At 72.6% G+C, this 26,281-nt stretch carries 23 protein-coding genes and 1 tRNA gene; 12 read left to right on the top strand and 12 right to left on the bottom strand.

The window, feature by feature from the left end:
• Positions 1–477 precede the first annotated feature (477 nt).
• Entirely contained in the window at positions 478–1,755 is a 1,278-nt protein-coding gene (gene serS, locus G7Z13_RS17155) for a serine--tRNA ligase (RefSeq protein ID WP_166000293.1), read from the top strand.
• A complete protein-coding gene (locus tag G7Z13_RS17150; protein WP_166000291.1) occupies positions 1,752–2,561 on the top strand; it encodes an HAD family hydrolase in 810 nt (269 codons plus the stop codon). Before serS ends, G7Z13_RS17150 begins: the two co-directional genes overlap by 4 nt.
• Positions 2,562–2,658: 97 nt before the next feature.
• Here G7Z13_RS17150 and G7Z13_RS17145 read toward each other — a convergent pair.
• The 5 genes from G7Z13_RS17145 to G7Z13_RS17125 all read right to left on the bottom strand — a co-directional run bounded on the left by G7Z13_RS17145 (position 2,659) and on the right by G7Z13_RS17125 (position 6,547).
• Positions 2,659–2,744: transfer RNA gene (locus G7Z13_RS17145), tRNA-Ser, on the bottom strand.
• Positions 2,745–3,049: 305 nt separating this feature from the next.
• The gene (locus G7Z13_RS17140; protein WP_166000290.1) at positions 3,050–3,769 is read right to left on the bottom strand and encodes an ABC transporter permease subunit; all 720 of its coding nucleotides are present in this window, start codon (positions 3,767–3,769) and stop codon (positions 3,050–3,052) included.
• Positions 3,770–3,778: 9 nt separating this feature from the next.
• On the bottom strand, positions 3,779–4,690 hold the full coding sequence (locus G7Z13_RS17135; RefSeq protein WP_166000288.1) for an ABC transporter ATP-binding protein: 912 nt from the start codon (positions 4,688–4,690) through the stop codon (positions 3,779–3,781).
• The gene (locus G7Z13_RS17130) at positions 4,687–5,595 is read right to left on the bottom strand and encodes an ABC transporter permease (protein ID WP_166000286.1); all 909 of its coding nucleotides are present in this window, start codon (positions 5,593–5,595) and stop codon (positions 4,687–4,689) included. The genes G7Z13_RS17135 and G7Z13_RS17130 overlap by 4 nt, the downstream gene beginning before the upstream one ends.
• Positions 5,585–6,547 (bottom strand): ABC transporter ATP-binding protein, encoded by a 963-nt coding sequence (locus G7Z13_RS17125; protein WP_166005029.1) that lies wholly within the window; start codon positions 6,545–6,547, stop codon positions 5,585–5,587. The genes G7Z13_RS17130 and G7Z13_RS17125 overlap by 11 nt, the downstream gene beginning before the upstream one ends.
• Before the next feature lie 375 nt (positions 6,548–6,922).
• Between G7Z13_RS17125 and G7Z13_RS17120 the strand changes: the two genes are divergently transcribed.
• The 9 genes from G7Z13_RS17120 (at position 6,923) to G7Z13_RS17080 (ending at position 18,652) form a co-directional block, all read left to right on the top strand.
• Complete coding sequence (locus G7Z13_RS17120) at positions 6,923–7,303, top strand: hypothetical protein (protein ID WP_166000284.1); 381 nt, start codon at positions 6,923–6,925, stop codon at positions 7,301–7,303.
• Entirely contained in the window at positions 7,300–9,060 is a 1,761-nt protein-coding gene (locus G7Z13_RS17115) for an SDR family oxidoreductase (protein WP_166000283.1), read from the top strand. Before G7Z13_RS17120 ends, G7Z13_RS17115 begins: the two co-directional genes overlap by 4 nt.
• Before the next feature lie 104 nt (positions 9,061–9,164).
• Complete coding sequence (locus G7Z13_RS17110) at positions 9,165–10,046, top strand: DUF2797 domain-containing protein (protein WP_166000281.1); 882 nt, start codon at positions 9,165–9,167, stop codon at positions 10,044–10,046.
• Positions 10,047–10,257: 211 nt separating this feature from the next.
• Positions 10,258–10,998: a response regulator transcription factor gene (locus tag G7Z13_RS17105; protein ID WP_166000279.1), complete on the top strand. Its 741-nt coding sequence runs from the start codon at positions 10,258–10,260 to the stop codon at positions 10,996–10,998.
• Positions 10,995–12,755 carry a HAMP domain-containing sensor histidine kinase gene (locus G7Z13_RS17100; protein ID WP_166000278.1) on the top strand — a complete coding sequence of 587 codons (1,761 nt, stop codon included), beginning with the start codon at positions 10,995–10,997 and terminating at the stop codon, positions 12,753–12,755. Before G7Z13_RS17105 ends, G7Z13_RS17100 begins: the two co-directional genes overlap by 4 nt.
• Before the next feature lie 14 nt (positions 12,756–12,769).
• Positions 12,770–14,032: a glycosyltransferase gene (locus G7Z13_RS17095; protein ID WP_166000277.1), complete on the top strand. Its 1,263-nt coding sequence runs from the start codon at positions 12,770–12,772 to the stop codon at positions 14,030–14,032.
• On the top strand, positions 14,029–16,233 hold the full coding sequence (locus tag G7Z13_RS17090; RefSeq protein ID WP_166000276.1) for a glycosyltransferase family 39 protein: 2,205 nt from the start codon (positions 14,029–14,031) through the stop codon (positions 16,231–16,233). Before G7Z13_RS17095 ends, G7Z13_RS17090 begins: the two co-directional genes overlap by 4 nt.
• 57 nt (positions 16,234–16,290) lie before the next feature.
• Positions 16,291–17,763 carry an MFS transporter gene (locus G7Z13_RS17085; protein WP_166000275.1) on the top strand — a complete coding sequence of 491 codons (1,473 nt, stop codon included), beginning with the start codon at positions 16,291–16,293 and terminating at the stop codon, positions 17,761–17,763.
• Between the two features lie 115 nt (positions 17,764–17,878).
• A complete protein-coding gene (locus G7Z13_RS17080; RefSeq protein ID WP_166000274.1) occupies positions 17,879–18,652 on the top strand; it encodes a TetR/AcrR family transcriptional regulator in 774 nt (257 codons plus the stop codon).
• A 138-nt stretch (positions 18,653–18,790) separates the two neighbouring features.
• Here the strand turns inward: G7Z13_RS17080 and G7Z13_RS17075 are convergent, their stop codons facing one another.
• The 3 genes from G7Z13_RS17075 to G7Z13_RS17065 all read right to left on the bottom strand — a co-directional run bounded on the left by G7Z13_RS17075 (position 18,791) and on the right by G7Z13_RS17065 (position 22,843).
• Positions 18,791–19,615: a YceI family protein gene (locus G7Z13_RS17075; RefSeq protein WP_166000273.1), complete on the bottom strand. Its 825-nt coding sequence runs from the start codon at positions 19,613–19,615 to the stop codon at positions 18,791–18,793.
• Positions 19,616–19,692: 77 nt separating this feature from the next.
• On the bottom strand, positions 19,693–22,311 hold the full coding sequence (locus G7Z13_RS17070; protein ID WP_166000272.1) for an MFS transporter: 2,619 nt from the start codon (positions 22,309–22,311) through the stop codon (positions 19,693–19,695).
• A gap of 13 nt (positions 22,312–22,324) precedes the next feature.
• Positions 22,325–22,843: a MarR family transcriptional regulator gene (locus G7Z13_RS17065; RefSeq protein ID WP_166000271.1), complete on the bottom strand. Its 519-nt coding sequence runs from the start codon at positions 22,841–22,843 to the stop codon at positions 22,325–22,327.
• A gap of 249 nt (positions 22,844–23,092) precedes the next feature.
• Between G7Z13_RS17065 and G7Z13_RS17060 the strand changes: the two genes are divergently transcribed.
• Positions 23,093–23,287: a hypothetical protein gene (locus tag G7Z13_RS17060; RefSeq protein ID WP_166000270.1), complete on the top strand. Its 195-nt coding sequence runs from the start codon at positions 23,093–23,095 to the stop codon at positions 23,285–23,287.
• A 203-nt stretch (positions 23,288–23,490) separates the two neighbouring features.
• Here G7Z13_RS17060 and G7Z13_RS17055 read toward each other — a convergent pair whose 3' ends face one another.
• The 4 genes from G7Z13_RS17055 to G7Z13_RS17040 all read right to left on the bottom strand — a co-directional run bounded on the left by G7Z13_RS17055 (position 23,491) and on the right by G7Z13_RS17040 (position 26,250).
• Positions 23,491–24,432 (bottom strand): RNA polymerase sigma factor SigF, encoded by a 942-nt coding sequence (locus G7Z13_RS17055; RefSeq protein ID WP_166000269.1) that lies wholly within the window; start codon positions 24,430–24,432, stop codon positions 23,491–23,493.
• 350 nt (positions 24,433–24,782) lie between these two features.
• Entirely contained in the window at positions 24,783–25,628 is an 846-nt protein-coding gene (locus G7Z13_RS17050) for an RNA polymerase sigma factor SigF (RefSeq protein WP_166000268.1), read from the bottom strand.
• Positions 25,629–25,780: 152 nt separating this feature from the next.
• Positions 25,781–26,074 (bottom strand): Dabb family protein, encoded by a 294-nt coding sequence (locus tag G7Z13_RS17045; RefSeq protein ID WP_166000267.1) that lies wholly within the window; start codon positions 26,072–26,074, stop codon positions 25,781–25,783.
• Complete coding sequence (locus G7Z13_RS17040; RefSeq protein WP_166000266.1) at positions 26,071–26,250, bottom strand: hypothetical protein; 180 nt, start codon at positions 26,248–26,250, stop codon at positions 26,071–26,073. Before G7Z13_RS17040 ends, G7Z13_RS17045 begins: the two co-directional genes overlap by 4 nt.
• Positions 26,251–26,281: the final 31 nt, after the last annotated feature.

Here is a 26,281-nt window from a genome sequence, read left to right as displayed (position 1 = left end):
CTTCTCGACCTGGGGACAAGTCGACAACGAAGCGCCACTCAGTCGACAAATCGCCCTACAGGCGGCAAGGGCGTCCACAGGTGCACAGGTCACCCTTCGTCCACCCGTTTCCTTCGATCAATCCTTTGGGGCGACCCATTTCCACTCGAAAGTGGGGCGGGAGCAGGGGTGGATCACGAATTCTTCGCTCCGATCGCCCGATTCGGAATGATCAATTCCGATGTCCACAGAACTTTCGCACAGCCTGTGGATAACTTTTCCGGGCTGTGGATTTCCGCGGTCAGGGCGCCCTCAAGTCCCGTTCTCCACAAGGAAATCCGGTCAACAAGGGCTCGTGCGCCATGCCCCGTTCCGGCGAGCGAGATCCTTTTATTGACGTCACCCACCACACCGGGCAATTAACCCATAACGGAACGTAAGCCGCGACGCGGAATAGGGGTTCGTGAGCCGTCACCCCGCACCGGTAGCCTGGAGCGCGTGATTGACCTTCGCCTGCTCCGTGAGGACCCCGACCGTGTGCGCGCCTCCCAGCGTGCCCGTGGAGAGGACGTCGCGCTCGTCGACGCTCTCCTGTCTGCCGACGAGCGGCGCAGGTCGTCCGGCGTCCGCTTCGACGAGCTGCGCTCCGAGCAGAAGTCGCTCGGCAAGCTGATCCCCAAGGCCTCCGGCGACGAGAAGGCCGAGCTGCTCAAGCGTGCCGAACAGCTGAAGGCCGACGTCAAGGCCGCCGACGCCGAGCGCGACGCGGCCGACGCCGAGACCCAGGAGCTGCTGCTCAAGCTCGGCAACCTCGTCCACCCCGACGTGCCCGTCGGCGGCGAGGAGGACTTCGTCACGCTGGAGACGCACGGCACGATCCGCGACTTCGCCGCCGAGGGCTTCGAGCCCAAGGACCACCTGGAGCTGGGCCAGCGGCTCGGCGCCATCGACGTGGAGCGCGGCGCGAAGGTGTCCGGCTCCCGCTTCTACTTCCTCACCGGCGTCGGCGCCCTGCTGGAGCTGGCGCTGGTCAACGCCGCGATGGCGCAGGCCACGGCGGCGGGCTTCACGCCGATGCTGACGCCCGCGCTGGTGCGCCCGCAGTCGATGGCCGGCACCGGCTTCCTCGGCCAGGCCGCGCAGGACGTGTACCACCTCCCGAACGACGACCTGTACCTGGTCGGCACCTCCGAGGTGGCGCTCGCCGCGTACCACATGGACGAGATCATCGACGCGGACCGCCTGCCGCTGCGCTACGCGGGCTTCTCGCCCTGCTTCCGCCGCGAGGCCGGCTCGCACGGCAAGGACACCCGCGGCATCTTCCGCGTGCACCAGTTCGACAAGGTCGAGATGTTCTCGTACGTGGCTCCCGAGGACTCCCAGGCGGAGCACCAGCGGCTGCTGGAGTGGGAGAAGCAGTGGCTGACCTCGCTGGAGCTGCCGTTCCGGGTGATCGACGTCGCCTCCGGCGACCTCGGCTCCTCGGCCGCCCGCAAGTTCGACTGCGAGGCGTGGATCCCGACCCAGGGCAAGTACCGCGAGCTGACCTCGACCTCGGACTGCACCGAGTTCCAGTCCCGCCGGCTGTCGATCCGGGTCCGCGAGGGCAAGCAGGTCCGCCCGCTGGCCACGCTCAACGGCACCCTGTGCGCCGTACCGCGCACCATCGTGGCGATCCTGGAGAACCACCAGCAGGCCGACGGCTCGGTGCGCGTGCCCGAGGTGCTGCGTCCCTACCTGGGCGGCCGTGAGGTCCTGGAGCCGGTCGCCAAGTGAGTGACGCCACCGGGTTCCCGTACCGGCTGATCGCCACCGACCTCGACGGGACGCTGCTGCGCTCCGACGAGTCGGTCTCGCGGCGCACCCGTGACGCGCTCGCCGCGGCCTCCGCGGCGGGCGCCGCGCACATCGTCGTCACCGGGCGCGCGGTCCCGTGGACCCGGCACATCCTCGACGACCTGGGCTACGACGGCCTCGCCGTGTGCGGCCAGGGCGCGCAGGTCTACCACGCCGGGGAGCACCGGCTGCTGACCTCGGTGACGCTGGACCGGCAGCTGGCCGGGGTGGCGCTGGCCAAGATCGAGGCGGAGGTCGGCCCGCTGTACCTCGCGGCGAGCCGGGACGGCCTGGACGGCGATGTCCTGGTCGGGCCGGGCTACGAAGTGCAGGGCACCCTGCCCGCCACGCCCTTCTCGGACGCGGCCGACCTGTGGACCGCCCCGCTGAACAAGCTCTACATCCAGCACCCGGACCTCGGGGACGACGAGCTGGCGGAGATCGCCACGCGCGCGGCCGGCGGCTTCGTCACCGTGGTCGTGGCGGGCGAGGGCATCGTGGAGCTGCTGCCGCTCGGCCTGTCCAAGGCCACGGGCCTGTCCCTGGCGGCGCGGCGGCTCGGCGTGAAGGCGGCCGACACGATCGCCTTCGGCGACATGCCCAACGACATCCCGATGTTCGGCTGGGCGGCCCACGGTGTGGCCATGCTCAACGCGCACGAGGAGCTGAAGGCGGTCGCCGACGAGGTGACGTCCTCCAACGAGGAGGACGGCATCGCGGTCGTGCTGGAGCGGTTGCTGGGCTGAGGCCCGGGGGCTCAGCGCTGCTGCTTCTGTTTCCGCGGGCTGCTGCTGTGCTGCTGCATCTGCGCTTGGTCCTGCATGTACATCTGCCTGTGATCTGCGGAGGATGCACGGATCGAACGTGCGCGGGGGTGACCCCCGACCGCGGCTTAGCAAGCCGGTGCCTTACCTCTCGGCCAATCCTCCGGGTGGGCGGCCCACGCGGGCTCGGCGCTCGCGTGCTCGAAGCGGCCGCCCCGGGCAGCTCCCCGTGTTCCGCGGGCCCTACGGAGCGGTAACGGCTGCTCCGGAGGCCGCGGGCCGGCTGCCCTGTCGGAAGTCCGGTGTACTGCCGTGCAGGGGCATTGCCGAACTCCTCTCCCGGCTCGTGGTGGGACGTCCACCACTGTGCCGGGGCGGAGGAGTCCGGCGCCATCGATTAATGCGTCCGTACGTTCGATTCCCTGGCGGTCTGCCCGCACCAGGAGCGTCCGGGGAGCGTCCGGGTGCGTCTACTCCTCTCCGGCCAGCGTCAGCGTGCGCAGCTTCCGGCCGGCGTACCAGGTGGCGAGGACGGTCACCGCGGCCAGCAGGACCGCCGCCGTGGTCAGGCTCACGTCGGAGGTGATGAGGTCGCCGCCGGAGACCTTCTGGGCGACGGCCAGCGACCACTGCTGGACGCTCAGCGTGCGGGCGCCCGGAACCAGGGAGCCGAACAGGGCCTCCCAGACCAGCGCGTAGACCAGGCCGAACACCACGGCGTGCCGGGAGACGGTGCCGAGCAGCAGGAACAGCGCTGCGTAGGCGATGGAGGCGACGAGCGCGGCGACCGTGTAGGCGACGGCGATCTGCTGGCCGTTGCCGTTGAGGATCAGGCCCGCCACCAGGGTCGGGACCGCCGAGAAGACCATGGTCACGGCGATGGCGACGATCAGCTTGGTGTAGATGATCGTGGGCCGCTTCAGCGGCTTGGACAGCAGATACACCACGGAGCCGTCGTCGATCTCCGGGCCGATCGCGCCGGTGCCGGCGATGACGCCGATGATCGGCACCATGGTGGCCAGCGCGAAGCCGCCGAGGACGTTCGCGGCCGTCTGGTCGTCCGCGCCGGACAGGGTGCGCACCACGACGGCGATCACGATCAGCAGCAGCGGCAGCGCGCCGAGGATGAGGGCCCGGCGGCGGCCGAGCAGGGCCCGGTAGGTGAGCCGGGCGACGGTGGGGTCGTACATTTCGGCCTCCTACGCCGCGACCAGATACGAGAAGACGGACTCGAGGGACTCGTCGGACGGCGAGACCGTCAGCAGGCGGATGCCGTGCTCCCGGGCCACCCTGGGCAGCAGGGTGGTGAAGCGGCCGAAGTCGACCGCCTGGATGCGCAGCGCGCCCTCGGCGAGGTCCACCTCGATGCCGGCGGTCGACGGGTCGGCGATCAGCGCGGCGGCGAGGGCCCGGTCGTCGCTGGAGCGGACCAGGTAGCGGTGCGGGCGGTCGGTCATCAGCCGGCGGATCTTGCGGAAGTCGCCGCTGGCCGCGTGCCGTCCCGCGACCACCACCTCGATGTGCCAGGCCAGCTGCTCGACCTCTTCGAGGATGTGGGAGGAGAACAGCACCGTGCGGCCCTCGTCGCCCATCCGCCGCAGCAGGTCCATCAGATGCATCCGCTGGCGCGGGTCCATGCCGTTGAAGGGCTCGTCGAGCAGGAGCAGCGACGGGTCGTGGACGAGGGCGCTCGCCATCTTCACGCGCTGCCGCATGCCCTTGGAGTAGGTGGCGATCTTGCGGTCCTGCGCGTACTCCATCTCCACCGTGGCCAGCGCCTTCTGGGCCTCCTTGGCGCCCAGGCCGTGCAGTTCGGCGTTGGCGAGGACGAACTCGCGGCCGGTGAGGAAGTCGTACATCGCCTCCCGCTCGGGGACGATGCCGATGTGCCGGTAGATCCGCTCGTTGCGCCACACGGGCTGTCCGTCGAGGGTGACGGTGCCGGTGGAGGGGGCGAGGAAGCCGCCCATGAGGTTGATCAGGGTGGACTTCCCGGCGCCGTTGGGGCCGAGCAGGCCGGTGACGCCGGGGCCGATCGTCATGGTGATGTCGTTGACGGCGACCACGTTGCCGAACCAGCGGGAGACGTGGTCGATGCTGAGCGTGGTCACAGGCCGACCTTCCGGTAGCGGCGCATCAGCAGGCCGTAGCAGCCGGCGATGAGGCCGAGGGTGACGAGGACGTAGACGGCGCCCTGGGCGTCGGTGGGGTTGGTGTTGCCGGGGAACGTCGACGTGGCGCCGAGGAACGCGGACTGGACTCCCTCGATCAGGGTGATCGGGGAGAAGAGGCCGATCCAGCCGATGGCCTCGGTGGTCTCCTGTTCGAAGGCGATGGCCTGGAGGGTGGACACCGCGCCGTAGGAGATGGTCAGCACGGCGATCACGGCCGCGACGCCGAAGCCCCGGCGCGGCGTGACCGCGGCGATGACCAGGCCGATCCCGGCGAAGAGCAGCGAGAGCAGTGCCACGGAGACGAGTCCCTGCGCGAATCCCTTGGTCTGTTCGGCGAAGTCCAGCTTGGCGAGCAGCGCGCCGGCGTAGAGCACGATCAGCGGGGTGGCGGTCAGCAGGAACATCGCCGAGGCCAGCGCCGCGTACTTGGCGCGGACGTAGTCGGCGGTCTCCATCGGCCGCGAGAAGTACAGCGGGACCGTCTTGAAGCGCAGGTCCAGGGAGACCGCCTGCGGGGCCTGCGACGCGACGTACAGGCTGATCACGGCCTGGAGGAGGATCGCGTAGCGGGTGTAGTCGAGCGGGAGTTCGCTGGCCTTGGTGGCGACGGCCACGGCGACCAGGATGCCCGCCGGCAGGCACATCACCACGAACAGCAGCATCGGCAGCACCTTGGACTTGGCCGAGCGGCCGAGGCCGTACGCGCCGCGCAGGGACTGCGAATACAGGGAACGGCGGGCGTAGGCGCGGCCGAGGCGGGGGCCGTCGTAGCTGCGGTAGCCGATGTTGTGGATGCGGGTCTGGTCGCCCGCGGGGGCGGTGACGGGCTGCTCAACTGCCATGGCCCACGGCCTCCTTCCGCTGGTCGCCGGTCTCCTGGAAGACCTCCGAGATGTGGTGGCGGCGCTGCTCCATGCGGACCAGGCCGAGGCCCAGGCCGGCGACGGTGTCGCGGACCAGGTCGTACGTCTCCTCGCCCTGGGCGGTCAGGAGGAGGACGTGGCCGGCGCCGGGCAGGCTGCCGCCGTGCTCGACGGTGATGCCGCGCGCGGCGAGCGCCTCGCGCAGCGCGCGGGTGCCGTCGGGGTGCTCGTCGCTGTCGGTGACCTCGATCGCGAGGGTGGTCGTGGTCTGGGTGAAGTCGGTGGTGGAGCTGGAGCGCAGCAGCTTGCCGCCGTCGATGACGACGACGTGGTCACAGGTGCGTTCCAGCTCGCCGAGGAGGTGGGAGGTGACCAGGACCGAGATGCCGAAGTCGGTGTGGATGCGGCGGATCAGGGCGAGCATGTCGTCGCGGCCGACCGGGTCCAGGCCGTTGGTGGGCTCGTCCAGGAAGACCAGCTGCGGGTCGTGGACGAGGGCCTGGGCGAGCTTGACGCGCTGCTTCATGCCCGTGGAGTAGCCGCCCATGGGGCGGTACCGCTCCTCGTACAGCCCCACGTGCCGCAGGGTGTCCGCGGTGCGTTCGCGGGCGGCGGCGGGCGGGAGGCCGGACATCCGGGCCATGTGCACGACGAACTCGGTGGCGGAGACGTCGGGCGGCAGGCAGTCGTGCTCCGGCATGTACCCGACGCGCTCGCGGATGGCGGCGCCCTCGGTGGCGACATCGAGTCCGAGCACTTCGGCGCGGCCCTCGGTGGCCGGGGACAGGCCCAGCAGGATCTTGATCAGTGTGGACTTGCCGGCACCGTTGGCTCCGACGAGCCCGGTGACACCGGGCCCGACGTCCACGGAGAGCCGGTCAAGCGCGGTCACCCGGGGGAACCGCTTGCTCAGGCTTTCGGTCGCGATCACAGTCACGTCGAAGACGGTAGTGACGCCGCACACGCCCGGTCGTCACCCCGCAGAGCTGTCCTCGCGTCAGACTCCAGTCGTACGGGCCCGTAGGGGATGCCGTGCCTGAGAGCTACGGAACGCCTCCGAACAGGGCCTTTTCCCTCCTTTTTCGGCGACCTCGATCACGCCTGTTGACGCGGACTCTAACAGGCTGGGAGATTCGCTCCCGTCACGTCACGGACGCGTAGAGCAGCCGGGAGGTGTGCGGCGCAGGCGAAGGGGGCGGGGCATGACGACAGCGGCGATGACCGCGACGACAGCGGCGACGACCGTGACGACCGCGGGGGCGACCGCGACGGCCGCGGGGGCGACCGCGCGGCGGCGGGGGCGGCGGTGACGGGCTCGCTCTCCGCGACGGAACCGGGCGGGTTCCGGCGGGGCCGGCGGCCGGGGTACGCGTGTGCGGAGGCCGTGGCCGCGCGGCTGGAGCCGGGGACGCCATCGATCCTCGACATGGCCCCCGCGCACCGCGGGTACACGGCCGGCATCGGCTGTCCAGGCTTACCCGGCCCCCACCCCGTGCGGGGCGAGCACGTCTCCGACCACCCGCCGCAGCCCGGTCCGTGGGCGGTCGGACCCCGTCCCGGCTTCCGGGGCGCCGGCGCGAAGTCCGAGGAGATCCTGGCCGTCACCGGCTCCCGGGACCCCGAGGAGAGCGCCTTCCGGCTCGACGACGATCTGCCGCGCGCGCGGCGCTGGACGGAGGAGACGTGACGGTGCTCAGGGGCGCGCGGGAGCGCTGGGTGCGGACCGGGGGCGTGGAGCTGTGCGTGGCCGAGCTGGGTGACCCCGGGCGTCCGACGGTCGTCCTGGTGCACGGCTATCCGGACAGCAAGGAGGTCTGGTCGGAGGTCGCGGCCCGCCTCGCCGGCCGCTTCCACGTGGTTCTCTACGACGTGCGCGGCCACGGCCGTTCCACGGCTCCGCGGCCGCTGCGGGGCGGGTTCACGCTGGAGAAGCTGACCGACGACTTCCTCGCCGTCGTCGACGCGGTCAGCCCCGGCCGGCCGGTGCACCTGGTCGGGCACGACTGGGGCTCGGTGCAGTCCTGGGAGTTCGTCACGGTCCGGCGCACCGAGGGGCGCGTCGCCTCCTTCACCTCGATCTCCGGGCCCTCCCTCGACCACTTCGGGCACTGGATCGACAAGCGCCTCAAGCGGCCCACCCCGCGCCGGGTCGGTCAGCTCCTCGGGCAGGGCGCCAAGTCCTGGTACGTCTACCTGCTGCACACGCCCGGCCTGCCCGAACGCGCCTGGCGCGGGCCGCTGGGCAAGGCGTGGCCGCGGCTCCTGGAACGTTTCGAGCGGACACCACGCGGTGCGTATCCGACCGGCTCGCTGCCCGAGGACGCCGCCCACGGGGCGTGGCTGTACCGCGACAACGTCCGCGCGCGGCTGCGGCGGCCCCGCGCGGACGCGTACGCGCACGTGCCCGTGCAGCTCGTCACGCCCCTCGGGGACGTGTTCCTCTCCGAGAAGCTGTACGACGAGCTGGAGCGGTGGGTCCCGCGGCTGACCCGGCGGACGCTGAACGCCCGCCACTGGGTGCCACGGACGCGGCCCGACCAGCTCGCCGCGTGGATCGACGATTTCGTGACCGGCGTGGAGGACGGGCGCACCGCCCCGGTGGCCGGGAGCGGGCGGCACGCCGAGCGGTTCGGCGGGCAGCTCGTGCTGGTCACCGGCGCGGGCAGCGGGATCGGGCGGGCCACGGCGTACGCGTTCGCCGAGGCCGGGGCGCGGGTGATCGCCGTCGACCGGGACGCGGAAGGGGCGGCCCGTACGGCCGGGACGGCGCGGCTGCTGGGGGCGCCGGCGGCGTGGGCGGAGACGGTGGACGTCTCCGACGAGCGGCAGATGGAGGAGCTCGCGGAGCGGGTGGCCGCGGCGTACGGCGTCGTGGACGTGCTCGTGAACAACGCGGGGATCGGGCTGTCCGGCTCGTTCTTCGACACCACCCCGGAGGACTGGAGGAAGGTCCTCGACGTCAACCTGTGGGGGGTCATCCACGGGTGCCGGCTGTTCGGCGGGCAGATGGCCGCGCGGGGGCAGGGCGGCCACATCGTCAACGTCGCCTCGGCGGCGGCGTACCAGCCGTCCCGGGTGCTGGCGGCGTACGGCACCTCCAAGGCGGCGGTGCTGATGCTCAGCGAGTGCCTGCGGGCGGAGCTGGCCGGGCAGGGCATCGGGGTCAGCGCGATCTGCCCCGGGCTGGTGAACACGAACATCACCGCGACGGCGCGGTTCGCGGGGGCGGAGGCCGAGGAGGAACTGCGGCGGCAGAAGCGGGCGGTGCGGCTGTACGGGCTGCGCAACTATCCGCCCGAGAAGGTCGCCGACGCGGTGCTGCGGGCCGTGGCGCGGAACGAGGCGGTGGTGCCGGTGACGCCGGAGGCGCGGGGAGCGCGGGTGCTGGCGCGGGTCGCGCCGGGGCTGTTGCGGGGGCTGGCCCGGGTGCGGCCGCCTGTGTGAGGGGGCGGTGTTTCCCGCCCGCACCGCCCTCGCGTGCGACCGGCGCCGTCGTCGCCGACGACGTGCGGTGGCACTGTCAGTGCCTCCCCCTACGCTCGACAGGGATGACTCGGATCTGGAAGTGCGCGGGGCTGCGGTGGGATCGCGGGGGGCCCGTGTTGTGGTGGGAGGGCGGGGTGGGGAGTGGGCTGGAATGGGGGAAGAGGGTCGCCTTCCGGGTCGTGGAGGGGAGCGCGCGCCGGTGTGCGGGGGCCCGGGGGAACGCGTGTCCGGTGGGGGCCGTGGTCGCGGGGCGGAGTGTCGGGGCCCGGTGTGAGCAGTGCGCGCGGCTGGAGCGGGCGCACTCCGTGGCGGCCGACACGGTCGCGGACGATCCGCGGCCGTACCGGGTCTACCTCGCCTGGTTCGGGCCCGGTCTGAGCAAGGTCGGGATCACGGCCGTCGAGCGGGGGTCCGCGCGGCTGCTGGAGCAGGGCGCGGTCTGTTTCAGCTGGCTGGGGGTGGGTCCCCTCATGGCGGCGCGGCGCGCGGAGGAGCTGCTGCGGGCCGCGCTCGGGGTGCCGGACCGCATTCCGTACGCCGACAAGCGCGCGGTGCGGGCCGCGCTGCCGCCGACGGAGGCCGAGCGCGCGGCGGAGCCGGCCGAGCTGCACGCCCGCGCGGTCACGCTCGACGGCTGGCCGGAGTCACTGGAGGTCCAGCCGTTCCGGCCCGTGGACCACGTGGCCGCGTTCGGGCTCGCCGCCGCCCCGCCCGCCGGCGCCGAGGTGACCGAGCTGGTGCCCGGCGGGGAGGTCGGCGGGAAGCTGGTCGCGGCCGCCGGGCCCGACCTGCACCTGGACACCGGAGGGGGCGGCGGAGTCGTCGTTCTCGACACGCGGCTGATGAGGGGGTGGGACCTCGTGACCGCCGCGGGGGAGGAGGTGTCCGTGCCGGTGCGCAGGCTGCGCGGCGCCGACGAGCACGAGCAGCACCGGCTGTTCTGAGCGGTGCGGGCCGTTCCGAGGGGGCTGGTCCGAGCGGCGCGGACCGTTCCGGAGCAGCGCGGGCCGGTCCGGAGCCGTGGGCCGGTCCGGAGCCGTGGGGCGGCCGGCGGCCGAGCGTGCCGCGCGCCTTGCCCGCCGCGCCTGTGGGTTTCTCAGGGAAATCACAGGTTGCCGAAAGGGCGCTCTCAGAGGACCCCGACAGGGTGCTGGCATGACCACGATCTCGCCCCGGGGGCGCACCGAACTGCTGAGGCCGGACGGGAGCCCCGTCCGGGTGCTCGTGGTGGACGACGAGTTGTCGATCACCGAGCTGCTGTCCATGGCCCTGCGCTACGAGGGATGGCAGATCCGTACCGCGGGCGACGGACAGGGCGCCGTGCGGACCGCGCGGGAGTTCCGGCCGGACGCGGTGGTCCTCGACATGATGCTGCCGGACATGGACGGGCTCAGCGTGCTCGGGCGGCTGCGCCGCGAGCTGCCGGACGTCCCGGTCCTGTTCCTGACCGCCAAGGACGCCGTCGAGGACCGTATCGCCGGACTCACCGCGGGCGGCGACGACTACGTCACCAAGCCCTTCTCGCTGGAAGAGGTCGTCGCCCGGCTGCGCGGGCTGATCCGCCGCTCCGGCGCCGCCGACCGCCGCTCCGAGTCCCTCCTCGTCGTCGGCGATCTCACCCTCGACGAGGACAGCCACGAGGTCACCCGCGGCGGCGACTCCATCCACCTCACCGCCACCGAGTTCGAGCTGCTGCGCTTCCTGATGCGCAACCCGCGGCGGGTGCTCAGCAAGGCGCAGATCCTCGACCGGGTGTGGTCGTACGACTTCGGCGGGCAGGCGAACGTCGTCGAGCTGTACATCTCCTACCTGCGGCGGAAGATCGACGCCGGCCGCGAGCCGATGATCCACACCCGCCGCGGCGCCGGTTATCTGATCAAGCCCGCCGCGTCGTGACCGGCCGGCGGGCTCCGCGTCCGCGGCGGCGGCCGGCCCCGGAGCGGCGTCCGCGGCGGCGCCGGCCGGGGCAGCCGCGCACCCTGCGGACGCGGCTGGTCGTCGCCTCCGTGGTGCTGATCGCCGTCGTCTGCGCGGTGATCGGCACGGTGACCACCCTCGCCCTGCGCTCCCACCTCTACGAGCAGCTGGACGGCCGGCTCAAGGAGGCCGCCGCCCGCGCCGCGCACGGGTTCGTCCCGCCGGAGCAGGACGCGGACGACACCACCGGCCCGCCCGCCGGACAGGGTGACGGGCGAGACGCAGGCCAGGGCGACGGGCAGGACACAGACCAGGGCGTCGGGCCGGAGGAGAGTCACCGGAAGATCGACCTGACCTCGTTCGTCGAGCGCGGCCCGCAGCCCATCGGCACCATCGCCGCCGAGGTCCGCGACGGCTCCATCACGGACGCCAGGGTCGGCAGGAAGGCCAACGACGGCAACAACGTCCCCCAGCTGAACGGCGAGTCGCTCAGCGCCTCCCAGACCGCCGCGCTCGGCTCGGTGCCCCGCGACGACAAGGCGCACGCCGTGGACGTCCCGGGCCTCGGCGGCTACCTCGCCCGCTACGAGACCGGCCCCAACGGCAGCTACTACGTGGCCGTCCCCACCGCCGACGTCACCGGCACCGTCAGCACCCTGATCCTCGTCGAGGTCAGCGTGACCGCAGCCGGCCTGGTCGCCGCCTCCCTCGCCGGCGCGGTCATCGTCGGTGTCGCCACCCGCCCGCTGCGCCGGGTCGCCGCCACCGCCACCCGGGTCTCCGAACTCCCCCTGCACAGCGGCGAGGTCAACCTCGACGAGCGGGTCCCGGAGTCGGAGTGCGACCCGCACACCGAGGTCGGCCGGGTCGGCGCCGCGCTCAACCGGATGCTGGACCACGTCCACGGCGCCCTGCACGCCCGCCAGCGCAGCGAGACGCGGGTCCGGCAGTTCGTCGCCGACGCCAGCCACGAGCTCAGGACCCCGCTGGCCTCCATCCGCGGCTACGCCGAGCTGACCCGGCGCGGCCGGGAGGCGGTCGGCCCCGACACCCGGCACGCGCTCGGCCGTATCGAGTCCGAGGCGGCGCGGATGACCCTCCTGGTGGAGGATCTGCTGCTGCTCGCGCGCCTCGACGCCGGCCGCCCGCTCCGGTGCGAGCAGACCGACCTCGTCCCGCTCGTCGTGGACACGGTCAGCGACGCGCGCGCCGCGGGCCGGGACCACGTCTGGCGGCTCGGCCTGCCCGACGAGCCCGCGCTCGTCCACGCGGACGCCGCCCGCCTCCAGCAGGTCCTCGTCAACCTGCTGGCCAACGCCCGCACCCACACCCCGCCGGGTACGACGGTCACCGCGCGGGTGCGCCGGGAGGGGGCGTGGCTGTGCGTGGACGTGAACGACGACGGTCCGGGCATCCCGCCCGAGCTGCTGCCGCACGTCTTCGAACGGTTCGCGCGCGGCGACTCGGCGCGCTCCCGCGCCACCGGTTCCACGGGGCTGGGCCTGGCGATCGTGCAGGCCGTGGTGAGCGCCCACGGCGGCACCGTGACCGTGGACAGCGTCCCCGGCAGGACGGTGTTCACCGTACGCCTGCCCGCGCCCGCGCCGGCGCCCGCACCCGCGCCCCCACTCGCGCCCGCACCCCCACCACCCCCACCCGTCCCGCCACTCCCCGCCGAGCTCCGGCACTCACAGCCCCGCCACAGCCTCACCACACGGGCGCGACAGGGGAGTTGAGAAGAGTCGGTGCCATGCGAACCGACTCTTCTCCCGGCACCCTGCCGGCGCGGGAGCACCTCCCGGCCGCCGGAGCCGGTACGCCTGTCCTGGACGTAGTGATTCCCGTCTACAACGAGGAGAAGGACCTCCAGCCGTGCGTGCTGCGGCTGCACGAGCACCTGGCGCGCACGTTCCCGTACGCCTTCCGCATCACCGTCGCGGACAACGCGTCGACGGACGCCACCCCGCGGGTCGCCGCCGCCCTCGCGGCACACCTGCCGCGGGTGCGGTCGGTACGGCTGGAGCAGAAGGGCCGCGGGCGGGCCCTGCGCACCGTCTGGTCGGCCTCGGACGCCCCCGTCCTCGCCTACATGGACGTGGACCTGTCCACCGACCTCAACGCGCTCCTCCCGCTGGTCGCCCCGCTGATCTCCGGCCACTCGGACCTGGCGATCGGCTCCCGGCTGGCCGGCGGCTCGCGCGTGGTGCGCGGCGCCAAGCGGGAGTTCATCAGCCGCTCGTACAACCTCATCCTCCGCGGCTCCCTCCAGGCCCGTTTCTCGGACGCCCAGTGCGGCTTCAAGGCGATCCGCCGCGACGTCGCCCAGGTGCTGCTGCCGCTGGTGGAGGACACCGGCTGGTTCTTCGACACCGAGATGCTGGTGCTCGCCGAGCGCGCGGGCCTGCGCATCCACGAGGTGCCCGTCGACTGGGTCGACGACCCCGACTCGACCGTGCACATCGTGAGGACCGCCACCGACGACCTGAAGGGCGTCTGGCGGGTGGGCAGGGCGCTGGCCACCGGCTCGCTGCCGCTGGACCGGCTGACCCGGCCGTTCGGCGACGACCCGCGCGACCGCCGGCTCACCGACGTCCCCCGGGGCCTGGCCCGCCAGCTGCTCGGCTTCTGCGTCGTCGGCGCCCTGTCCACCCTGTGCTACCTGCTCCTCTACAGCGGCTTCCGCTCCGTCACCGGTTCGCAGGCCGCCAACGCGCTCGCGCTGCTGCTGTCCGCCGTCGCCAACACGGCGGCCAACCGGCGCCTCACCTTCGGGGTACGGGGGCGCGGCGGCGCGGTGCGGCACCAGGCGCGGGGCCTGGTCGTCCTCGCCATCGGTCTCGTCCTCACCAGCGGCTCCCTCGCCGCGCTCGGCGCGGCCGCCTCCGACCCGGCGCGCTCCACCGAACTCGCGGTCCTGATCGCCGCCAACCTCGCGGCCACGGTCCTGCGCTTCCTGCTCTTCCGGGCCTGGGTCTTCCCGGACCACGACACCGCTCCAAGGGGCTCCCGATGACCGAGACCACGCCCGCGACCACACCCGCGCCCGCGCCCGCCACCACCATCACACCCCCACCCACACCCGCACCCACGCCCGCGTCCCCGCCGCACGGCCCGCCCGCCGGCCCGCCCTCCGCCGAGCGTCCTTCCCCCGTCCGCCGGCTGTGGCGCGGCCGCCCCGACGACCCCCGCTGGGCCCGCCCCGCCTTCCTCGGCGCGCTGCTCCTCGTCGGCGCGCTGTACACCTGGAACCTGACGGCGTCCGGTTACGCCAACTCCTTCTACTCCGCGGCCGTCCAGGCCGGCAGCCAGTCCTGGAAGGCGTTCTTCTTCGGCTCGCTCGACGCGGGCAACGCCATCACCGTCGACAAGCCCCCCGCCGCCCTGTGGCCGATGGCGCTGTCGGTGCGGCTGCTCGGCCTGAACTCCTTCGCGATCCTGTTCCCGCAGGTGCTGATGGCGGTGGCGACGGCCGGTGTGCTCCACGCGTCCGTCCGCCGCCGCTTCGCCGCCCCGGCCGGGCTGCTCACCATGGCGGTCTTCGCGCTGACGCCGGTAGCCGCGCTGATGTTCCGCTTCAACAACCCGGACGCGGCCCTCGCGCTGCTCATGACCTGTGCCGTGTACGGCACCCAGCGCGCCCTGGAGGAAGCGCGGACGAAGTGGCTGGTGTGGGCGGGCACGGCGATCGGACTGGCCTTCCTGGTCAAGACCCTGCAGGCCTTCCTGATCCTGCCGGTGCTCGCGCTGGTCTACGTCGTGCTGGCCCCCGCCCCGCTGCGCAGGCGCGTCGGCCAGGTGCTGCTCGCCGGACTCGCGATGGTCGTCGCGGGCGGCTGGTGGGTGGCGGTCGTGGAGCTGTGGCCGGCGTCCTCGCGGCCGTACGTCGGCGGCTCGCAGCACAACTCCTTCCTGGAGCTGACCTTCGGCTACAACGGGCTCGGCCGGATCAACGGCGAGGAGACCGGCAGTGTCGGCGGCGGCCAGGGCGGCGGCTGGGGCGAGACCGGCTGGGACCGGATGTTCGGCGCGACCATCGGCGGCCAGGTCTCCTGGCTGATCCCGGCGGCGCTGATCCTCCTCGTCGCCGCCCTGTTCGCCACCCGCAAGCCGAACCGCACGGACCCCACCCGCGCGGCGTTCCTCCTGTGGGGCGGCTCCCTGCTGATCACCATGGTGGTCTTCAGCTTCATGCAGGGCATCTTCCACGAGTACTACACCGTCGCCCTCGCCCCGTACGTCGCCGCGCTGACCGGCATGGGCACGGCCCTGCTGTGGCGGGAGCGCGGCCGGGTGGGGGCCTCGCTGACCCTGGCCGCCGCGACGACGGCCACCGCGGCCTGGGGCTACGTCCTGCTCGACCGCTCCGCCGCCTACCTGCCGTGGCTGAAGTGGGCGGTCCTCGCCGGCGGACTGACCGCCGCGCTCGGCCTGGTCTTCGCCGGCCGGCTCGGCCGCCGCCTGACCTTCGGCGTGGTCGCGCTGGCCCTGGTGACCGGGCTGGCCGGGCCGGCGGCGTACACCCTCACCACCCTCGGCGAGGGCCACAGCGGCTCGATCGTCACGGCCGGCCCGGCGGTCGCCGGCGGCATGGGCGGCGGGCGGCCCGGCGCGGGCGGCGGCCCCGGCGGCTTCCCGGACGGCAACCGGCAGGGCGGCCGGAACCAGGCGCCCGGCGGCCAGGACGGCGGGACGGCGAACCAGCCCCCGACGGGCGGCTTCGGCGGCGCCCTCCCCGGCGGACCTGGCCCGAACCAGCAGAACGGCACCCAGCGAAACGGCCGCCCCCAGACGCCCGGCGGCGGCACCGGCGAGGGCGGTGGCCGTGCGGGCGGCGGCATGGGCGGCCTCCTCAACGGCGCCTCCGTCTCCGACGAGGCCAGGCGGCTGCTGGAGGCGGACGCCGCGCGGTACACCTGGGCCGCCGCGGCCATCGGCTCGCAGAACGCCGCGAGCTACCAGCTGGCCACGGGCGAGCCGGTGATGGCGATCGGCGGCTTCAACGGCACCGACCCGGCGCCGACGCTCGAGCGGTTCCAGCGGTACGTCGAGGACGGCGAGATCCACTACTTCCTCGCGAGCGGCACCGGCGGCGGCACGGGCCCCGGCGGCGGCGACGGCACCTCCGCGCGGATCAGCGCCTGGGTCGAGGAGAACTTCGAGGCGGTGACGGTCGGTTCGGCCACCTTCTACGACCTGACCCGGCCGAAGAGCTGACGCCGGCAGCCGGATAATCGCTGTACACCGTATAGGGCCGCCTATACGGTGTACAGCATGTCGTCGACCTCTCCGGTTCAGTCCCCGCCCGACATCCAGGGCGGCCACCCGCGGCGCTGGCTGATCCTCGGTGTCATCTGTCTCGCCCAGCTGACGGTGCTGCTCGACAACACCGTCCTGAACGTGGCCATCCCGTCCCTCACCGAGGAACTGGACGCCGCGACCTCCGACATCCAGTGGATGATCAACGCCTACTCGCTGGTCCAGTCGGGCCTGCTGCTCACCGCCGGCAGCGCCGCCGACCGCTACGGCCGCAAGAAGATGCTGATCACCGGCCTGGCGCTGTTCGGCGCCGGCTCCCTGGTCGCCGGCCTCGCCGACTCCACCGCCCAGCTGATCGCCGCACGGGCCGGCATGGGCGTGGGCGGCGCGCTGCTGCTGACCACCACCCTCGCCGTGGCCATGCAGATCTTCGCGCCGGAGGAACACCCGAAGGCGATCGGCATCTGGAGCGCGGTCAACGCGCTCGGCTTCGCCACCGGTCCGCTCGTCGGCGGCTTCCTGCTGGACCACTTCTGGTGGGGTGCCATCTTCCTGATCAACCTGCCGGTCGCCGCGCTCGGCCTGGCCGCCGTCGTCGCGCTCGTGCCGGAGTCGAAGAACCCGCAGGGCGACCGGCCCGACCTGCTCGGCGCGCTGCTGTCCACCATCGGCATGTCGTCCCTGGTCTTCACGATCATCTCCGGCCCGGAGCACGGCTGGTCGTCCGGGCGGGTGCTGGCCGGCGGCACGGTCGCGGTCGTCGTCCTCGCGGTGTTCGCCTGGTGGGAGAGCCGGATCCCGTATCCCATGCTCGACCTGCACTTCTTCCGCAACCGCCGGTTCACCGGCGCGGTCGCCGGAGCCGTGCTGATCACCTTCGGGATGGGCGGCGCGCTGTTCCTGCTCACCCAGCACCTGCAGTTCGTGCTCGGCTACGGCCCGCTGGAGGCCGGCCTGCGCACGGCGCCGCTGGCGCTGGCGGTCGTGGTGCTCAACTTCTCCGGGCTGTCGGCGAAGTGGACCACCGCCCTCGGCACGCCGGTCTCCGTCCTGCTGGGCATGGTGCTGATGTCCGCCGGCCTGGTGTCGATCGCGACGCTCGGCTCCGGCGGGTACGCCGGGATGCTGCTCGGGCTGGTGCTGATCGGGGTGGGCTGTGCCGTCGCCAACCCCGCGATGGCGCACGCGATCATGAGCGCGATCCCGCCCGCGAAGGCGGGCGTCGGCGCCGGGATCAACGGCACGCTGGCGGAGTTCGGCAACGGGCTCGGGGTGGCCGTGCTGGGCGCGGTGCTCAACGCGCGGTTCGCCGCGGTGTCACTGCCGGTGGCGCTGGCGGCGGCCGGCTCCGCCGCGGAGCGCGACCGGGTGGTCGACGCGTATGCCGACGGGCTGTCGCTCAGTCAGCTGGTGGGCGCGGCCGCCGTGCTGCTGGGCGGTGTCGTCGCGGCGGCGTTGCTGCGCCGGGCCGAGCGGGAAGACGCCTGAGGACCGGGGGACGCCGGGCGGGGGCGGCCGCGGGTGGTCCGCGCCGTTCCGTGCGGGCCCCCGCCCCCTAAGTTACGTGGGATGACCGGCGTCGGAATGCTCAGGAAGGTGCGCCATGGCGAAGGACGCTGCTGAGAACGCTGCGGAACGGGGGGCGGCGCGGGCCAGCGTCTGGCTGGGGGACGAGGGGCGCCGCCGGCGGGGCGGCGGGCAGCCGTCCGGGCTGGACCGGGAGCGCATCACCGAGGCGGCCGTGCGGCTGCTGGACGCGGAGGGCCTGGCGAAGTTCTCCATGCGGCGGCTGGCGGCCGAGCTGAACGTCACCGCCATGTCCGTGTACTGGTACGTCGACACCAAGGACGATCTCCTGGAGCTCGCCCTGGACGCCGTCTTCGGCGAGCTGCGGCTGCCCGACCCGGACGCCGGCGAGGACTGGCGGGACCAGCTGCGGGCGCTGGCGGCGGAGTACCGGGCCCTGCTGGTGCGCCACCCCTGGGCCTCCCCGCTGGTCGGCCGGTTCCTCAACATCGGCCCGCGGAACCTGGCGTTCGCCCGCGTGGTGCAGCACATCATCCGCCGCACGGGCATGCCCGCCCACCGCATCACGAGCGCCATCGTCGCCGTCTTCCAGTTCGTCTACGGCTACGGCACCATCGAGGGCCACTTCTACACCCGCGTCGCCGACACCGGTCAGACCCCGGACGGCTTCTACGAGCAGGCCCTGCGCACGGTGAGCGAGGTGCCCGAGACCGGCGAGTTCCTCCAGGAGTCGAAGGACATCATGGCGGCCCGGGGCGGCAGCACGGTCGCCGAGATGCTGGACCGCGACTTCTCCTACGCCCTCGACCTGCTGATCGCCGGCATCGAGGCGATGGTCGAACGCGCTTGACCGGCGGGACACCCCCTACGGGGTGTCCGCCCGCGCCACCGGCCGCGCCGGGGAAGCCTCCCGTCGCCGTACGAGGTCCTGCGGCTCGTCCAGCGACAGCCGGGTGGTGGTCGCGGTGTCCGGTGCCGTGCCGTCGGCCTACGGCTGGGGCAGGCGCTCGCCCTGGACCGCCTGGATGTCCAGCTCGACCCGCAGGGTGGTGCCGATCGCCGCGATACCGGCCTGCACGACCTGGTTGTAGTTCATCGCGAAGTCCTCGCGCCGCAGCTCGGCCGTCGCCCGGAACGCCGCGCGCGTCCCGCCCCACGGGTCGGCGCCGGTGCCGAGGTAGGACAGGTCCAGGTCGACCGGGCGGACGACACCGCGCATGTCCAGCTCGCCGTGGACCGTCCAGCGGTCCGGGCCGGCCGGTGACAGGCCCGCCGACCGGTAGACGATCTCCGGGAACCGCTCGGTGTCCAGGAAGTCCGCCGACCTCAGATGGGTGTCGCGCATCCCGTTGCCGGTGTCGATCGACGCCGCCCGGATCACCGCCTCCACCCGCGACTTCCCGACGTCGTCGGGCGCGATCTCGATCGACCCGCCGAAGTCGGTGAACCGCCCGCGCACGCTGGAGATGCCCAGGTGCTGGGCGACGGCGGCGACACTGGAGTGCGCCGGGTCGATCGTCCAGGGCCCCGGCGGCGGCAGCTCGGAGCCACTTCCCTGCCGGGCCAGCGTCACCGTCCCGGCCTCGATCCGCCCGCCCGCCGTGACGAGCGCCCCGGCGGCGTGCGGCGCGTACCCGACGGCGGTGACGATCACCGTGTACGCCCCGGGCGCCAGCGCGGTCGGATCGCGCACGACGCCGTCCGCGTCCGCCTCGGCCCGCAGCACCTGCGTGCCGGTCATGTCCGTCAGGGTGACGACGGCGTGCGACACCGCCCATCCGTCCCGGGTACGGATTCTCGCGGTCAGTGCCATGTTCGATAACTCCTCGCAGGGAAACCGGCCCGTGGCGCGCCCTCGCTCGGAGCGCGCGCCACGGGCCGGTGTCTGGGTCACTCGCCGGGGTGGGCGAGGGTGATGTCGTGGTCGTCGACGCCCGCGCCGGCGACCGTCAGGGCGGTCGCGACGGGCGGGTAGCCGGTCGCGATGACCGTGTACTCGCCGCCGTCCAGGTCGGTGAAGGCGTACGCGCCGTCCGCCCCGGTGGTGGCCGTGCCGACCACGTTGCCCGCCGCGTCCACCAGCGTCACGCGGGCGTCCGCGAGGGGACCGTGCGGTGCGCGCACCACGCCCCGCACCCGGGCGCCGGCGTCGAGGTCGATCTCGACGCGGGTGACCCCGGTGCCGTCCACCTCGACGGGCAGGGCGCGCGGCCGGAACCCGGCGGCGTTCACCGCGACGGTCACCGGGCCGGGCACCAGCTCGGCGAAGCCGAACTCGCCCTGCTCCCCGGTGGCCGCACTGGCCAGCAGATCCCCGCGCACATCGGTGACGACGACCATCGCGTCCTTGACCGGCAGCGCGCTCCCGGCGGCCCGCACGACGCCGCTGAGCCCGCTGGTGCCGCTGAGCAGGATGTCGTACGCCACCGGCTCGTCGTGCACGACGATCGTGGAGGCCTGCGGCTGGAAGCCGTCGGCGGAGGCGATCAGGACGTACGAGCCCGCGCCCGGCGCGTGCAGCGTGTAGGAGCCGTCGGCCTGCGCGACCGACCGGCCCAGCTGCCGCCCGGAGAGGGAGATCAGCGTGACGGCGGCCTGCGGGACGGGCGCGCTCTCGGCCCCGCGGACCTGCCCGCGCACCGGGACGCCGCCCCCGGCCGACGCGGCGGACTCGGCGGCCTCCGCGGACGCGGGGGTCGCGTGGGCCTCGGCGGCCTCGGTGGTCGTGGCGGGCCCGGCCACGGTGGTGACGGCGGCGAGCCGCTGTGCGCCCCCGGGTCCGGCCTCACCGGCGGCCTCGGTCACGGCGGCCGTGGCCCAGGCCGGGACCTTCCCGCCCGTGCCGGTGCCGGTGCCGGCCTCGGCCTTCGGCTCCGCCGTCGCCCCCGCCGGGGCGGACGCCTCCGCCGCCTGTGCCAGCGCGCCCGAGGTGCGCAGCGGGACCTCCTTGATGAACAGGGTCACCAGGAAGGCGATGAACGCGATCGGCGTGACGTAGAGGAAGACGTCGGCGATGCCGTGCCCGTAGGCGCTCTCCAGCCAGGCGCGGATCGGGGCGGGCAGCAGGTCCATGTCGGGGATCTGGCCCGTGCCCATCGCCTTGGCGGCGCCCGCCCGCTGCTCCGGGGTGAGCTGCCCGATGGTGTCCTCGGCGTAGTGGGTGATGCGGGTCGACATCACCGAGCCCAGCGCGGAGACGCCCACCGCGCCGCCGAGCGACCGGAAGAAGGTGACGACGGAGCTGGCGGCGCCCAGCTCGTGCGGGGCGACCTGGTTCTGCGTGGACAGCACGAGGTTCTGCATCATCATGCCGACGCCGAGACCCATGACGGCCATGTAGACGCCGATCTTCCAGTAGTCGGTGTCGTAGCGCATGGTGCCCAGCAGGCCGAGGCCCGCGGTCAGCAGCAGACCGCCGGTGACCAGCCACGCCTTCCACTTGCCGGTCTTGGTGATGATCAGGCCGGAGACGGTGGAGGAGACGAACAGGCCCGCGATCATCGGGATCGTCATGACACCGGACATCGTCGGCGACTTGTCGCGGGCCAGCTGGAAGTACTGGCTGAAGAAGACGGTGCCCGCGAACATCGCGATGCCGACGAACAGGGAGGCGACCGAGGCCAGCGTGATCGTGCGGTTGCGGAACAGGTGCAGCGGGATGATCGGCTCGGCGGCCCTCGTCTCGACGAACAGGAAGACGAGGGCGAGCACGAGCGCCCCGCCGACCATGGTGTACGTCTGCCAGGACAGCCAGTCGTACTTGTCGTCGGCGAAGGTGACCCAGATGAGCAGCAGGCAGACGGCGGCGGTGATGAAGAAGGCGCCGGCCCAGTCGACCTTCACGCGGCGCCTGCTCTCCGGCAGGTGCAGGGTCTTCTGCAGCACCACGAGCGCGATCAGCGCGAACGGCACACCGACGTAGAGGCACCAGCGCCAGCCGAGCCAGTCGGTGTCGGTGATGACACCGCCGACCAGCGGGCCGCCGACCGTCGCGACCGCGAACGTCGCGCCCAGGTAGCCGGAGTAGCGGCCCCGCTCCCGCGGGGAGATCATCGCGGCCATGATGATCTGGGCCAGCGCGGTCAGGCCGCCGGCGCCGAGGCCCTGGATGACGCGGGCGCCGATCAGCATGCCGCTGTTCTGCGACAGGCCGGCGACGACCGAGCCGACGATGTAGATCAGCAGGGCTATCTGCACCAGCGCCTTCTTGCTGACCAGGTCGGCCAGCTTGCCCCACAGCGGGGTGGACGCCGTCATCGACAGCAGGGCGGCGGTGACCACCCAGGTGTACGCGCTCTGGCCGCCGCCGAGGTCCTGGATGATCTCGGGCAGGGCGTTGGAGACGATCGTGGAGGAGAGGATGGCGGCGAACATGCCGAGCAGCAGCCCGGAGAGCGCCTCCATGATCTGCCGGTGGGTCATCGGTGCGCCGCCGGCGGAACCGCCGCCGTGGGCGCCTCCCCCGTGCTTGGCGTGAGCCCGCACACCGGCTGGTGTGGTCGTTGCCATGGGCTTCCTTTTCTTACGTCGTCGCTGCGGGTGTACGGGTGTCGGGAACCGGGCGCGCGCCCCGCGGCGGTGCGGGGGGCCGCGGCGGCCGGGGCGGTGCGGCGCGGCAGTCGTCGAAGCTGGCCCGCAGCCGGGCCATCAGGCCGGTGAGCCGGACGACCTCCTCGTCGGTCCAGTCGCTCAGCCGCTCGGCGAGCAGCCGGGTGGTCCGCCGGGACAGCTCGTCCAGCTGGGCCTCGCCGGCCGCGGTCAGGTGCAGCAGGCGGGAGCGCTTGTCCGCCGGGTCGGGGGAGCGTTCGAGCCAGCCGCGCTCGGCGAGGTGGGCGACATGGCGGCTGGTCACCGACATGTCGACGCTCAGCAGCTCGGCGAGCCTGCTCATCCGCATCTCGCCGTGCCGTCCGAGCAGGGTCAGCACGGCGGCGGAGCCGGCGGGGCAGTCGGACGGCAGGATCCGTCCCATCTCCCGCTTCACGGCACCGAAGGCACTGAACTGACGTACCAGCTCCTCGTACAGCGCCTGCTCGGCCATGGGCATCTCCCGGTTCTTTGTTGCTTAGGGCAACCATAGGAATGGATGGTTGCTGCAGGCAAACGAAAACGGGCATGCGGGACCAAAAACTTGGCAAAGGCAAGTATTGGCGACTGTAAAGACGCAGGTGGGGAGGGCTGTGGGGGTGACCCGGCGCGCCCCGCGCGCCCGCGCGCCCCGGCGGCCCCGCGCGGGCCTTCGCAACCCCGGCCTTGGGCCGCTGCCGTCTCTTCGCTAGGGTCTCGGGGCATGTCCAACACCCAGAACCCGCAGGGCAACTACGACCCCGCAGGCAGCACCCAGATGTTCCGCGCGTTCGTCGACGAGGCGCCCCAGGCCCAGCGGCAGGCGTCCGCCCCGGCGGGCCCCCGGATCGGTCTGATCGTCGGTGTCGTCGTCGCCGTCGCGATCGTCGCCGCCGTCGCCTGGCTCGCGCTGAAGTAACCGCCCGCTGTCCGGGTACACGGCAGACACCGGGCACACGGCAGGCACACGACGGCCGCCGACGCGCGTGTCACGGCGCCTCGGCGGCCACAAGTCCCGCAGGTCGTGTCCGGTGCTCTGCCAAGTCGTCGGCCTCGACGACCCGCTGACGTGCTGTCGGTCGGACCGCTGACGGGCCCTCAGCCGGACCCGCCGACGTGCCCTCAGTCGGAGATGAGTCCGTCCCGCAGCTGGGCCAGCGTGCGCGTCAGCAGCCGGGAGACGTGCATCTGGGAGATGCCGACCTCCTCGCCGATCTGCGACTGCGTCATGTTGGCGAAGAAGCGGAGCATGATGATCCGGCGCTCGCGGGGCGGCAGCTTGGCGAGCAGGGGCTTCAGGGACTCCCGGTACTCGACGCCTTCCAGGGCGCTGTCCTCGTACCCGAGCCGGTCGGCCAGGGAACCCTCGCCGCCGTCGTCCTCGGGGGCCGGCGAGTCCAGCGAGGAGGCCGTGTACGCGTTGCCGACCGCCAGGCCGTCGACCACGTCGTCCTCGGACACGCCCAGCACGGAGGCGAGTTCGCCGACCGTGGGGGAGCGGTCCAGCTTCTGGGACAGCTCGTCGCTGGCCTTGGTCAGGGCCAGGCGCAGCTCCTGCAGCCGCCGCGGCACGCGGACCGACCACGAGGTGTCCCGGAAGAACCGCTTGATCTCGCCCACGACCGTCGGCATCGCGAAGGTCGGGAACTCCACGCCGCGTTCGCAGTCGAACCGGTCGATGGCCTTGATCAGGCCGATCGTGCCGACCTGGACGATGTCCTCCATCGGCTCGTTGCGGGAGCGGAAGCGGGCCGCCGCGTAGCGCACGAGGGGGAGGTTCAGCTCGATCAGGGTGTCCCGGACGTAGGCGCGCTCGGGGCTGTTCTCGTCGAGGGCGGCCAGCCGCAGGAACAGGGAGCGGGACAGGGTGCGGGTGTCGATGTCCCCCGAGGCCGGCAGCGCCGGGACTTCGGCCGGGAGATCCGCCGGGACGTCTGCCGTCGGGAGGGCCGGGGCCGGCGCGGCCCCGAGGGCCGTAACGTCGTCGAGCACGTCGGGCTCGACGGTCGCTCCCTCGCTCTTCGTGAGCGTGAGCACCTTCGAGCTGCCCTGGTCTGCGGACATGCCACCCCCTTTGGGTCGCGGGACGGTCTGGCGGTCGCTCCCGTCGAGGAACGCAGCCTTCACCTGAATACCGGAGCCGAAGCTCCGGCAAACGCGCTTCCCGCAGAATGTCACATGTCGGCAACACGCTGTAGTGACATGTCGACATGCAAGACGCGAAAACGCCCTGGAAACAAAGGGTCTGACGGCTTTTCGGCACACGTTCGACCACAACCGCCCAGGTGAGCGATTCGCCCGCGAGGGTGGTCGATGGATCAGGCTTTCGGTTGTGCGCCGGTTCGATTCACCCGGTGCGCAAACGGCTCCGTACGGGTGTCCGGCTTCGGGAGGCGCACGGCGCCGGCCGCGCCTCAGGCCTCGATGCGGTTGGCCGACCGCAGCCGCTGGAAGCTGCGCGCCAGCAGCCGGGAGACGTGCATCTGGGAGACGCCGAGTTCCGCGCTGATCTGTGACTGGGTCAGGTTGCTGTAGTAGCGCAGCAGCAGGATGCGCTGCTCGCGTTCCGGCAGTTGCACCAGCAAGTGCCGGACGAGGTCCCGGTGCTCCACGCCGTCCAGCGCGGGGTCCTCGTAGCCGAGCCGGTCGAGCAGTCCCGGCAGTCCGTCGCCCTCCTGCGCGGCCTCCAGCGAGGTGGCGTGGTACGACCGCCCGGCCTCGATGCAGGACAGCACCTCGTCCTCGGAGATCCGCAGCCGCTCGGCGATCTCGGCGGTCGTCGGGGAGCGTCCGAAGGCGGTGGTCAGGTCCTCGGTCGCGCTGTTGACCTGCACCCACAGCTCGTGCAGCCGGCGCGGTACGTGGACGGTGCGCACGTTGTCGCGGAAGTAGCGCTTGATCTCGCCGACCACGGTCGGCATCGCGAAGGTCGGGAACTGCACGCCCCGGTCGGGGTCGAAGCGGTCGATGGCGTTGATGAGCCCGATGGTGCCGACCTGGACGACGTCCTCCATGGGCTCGTTGCGGGAGCGGAAGCGGGCGGCGGCGTACCGCACGAGCGGGAGGTTGGCCTCGATGAGCGCCCCGCGCACCCGGTCGTGCTCCGGCGTGCCCGGCTCCAGTTCCTTGAGCTGGGCGAAGAGGACCTGGGTGAGGGCCCGGGTGTCGGCACCGCGGCTGCGCGGTGCGGTCTCCTGGGGCGGCGCAGTACTGGCCGACACGGTCAACGCCACCTCTTCATCGGTCAACTCATCCGTCAAAAGCGGTCATAGCATCACAAGACATGTGCACTGTGTGCAAGCACCTCATAACGCCGTGTTGAGGGATGAGTTGGGGCAAAAGGCCCTATATGCGGTAGGAAAAAGCCCCCCGCCGGGAGGGCGGGGGGCCGGAGTCGAGGGGTGTGCGCGGCTCAGTACTCGTAGTCCGCGATCACCCAGGTGGCGAACTCCTTCCAGAGCGCCACACCCGCCTGGTGATCCGGGTGCTCCACGTACCGGCGCAGCGCGTCGGCGTCGTCGAAGCCCGAGTTGATGGCGAAGTCGTAGGCGATGGGGCGGTCGCTGATGTTCCAGCCCAGCTCCCAGAAGCGGATCTCGGGGATCCGCCCCTCGAGCGCGCGGAACGTCTCGACCCCCTTGACCACACGGGGGTCGTCGCGGTCGACGTCCGCGTCGAGCTTGAACAGGACCAGGTGGCGGATCATGACTTTCCTCCGTTGGCGACCCACGTCGCGAAGTCGCCCAGTGCCCCCGCGGCGTCCGATATGCCCTCGAAGCCTATCTGGACGTAGTCGGCGGCCTTGGCCGGGTCCGTGATGATCACGTACAGCACGAAGACCACGATCAGATAGACGGCGATCTTCTTGGCGTTCACCGCCACCGCGGCCTCCCCTGTGACTGCCGTGCCCCGA

The sequence above is a fragment of the Streptomyces sp. JB150 genome, from assembly GCF_011193355.1.
Classification (GTDB): Bacteria; Actinomycetota; Actinomycetes; order Streptomycetales; family Streptomycetaceae; genus Streptomyces.
This window is presented reverse-complemented; position numbering and strand designations above follow the sequence as displayed.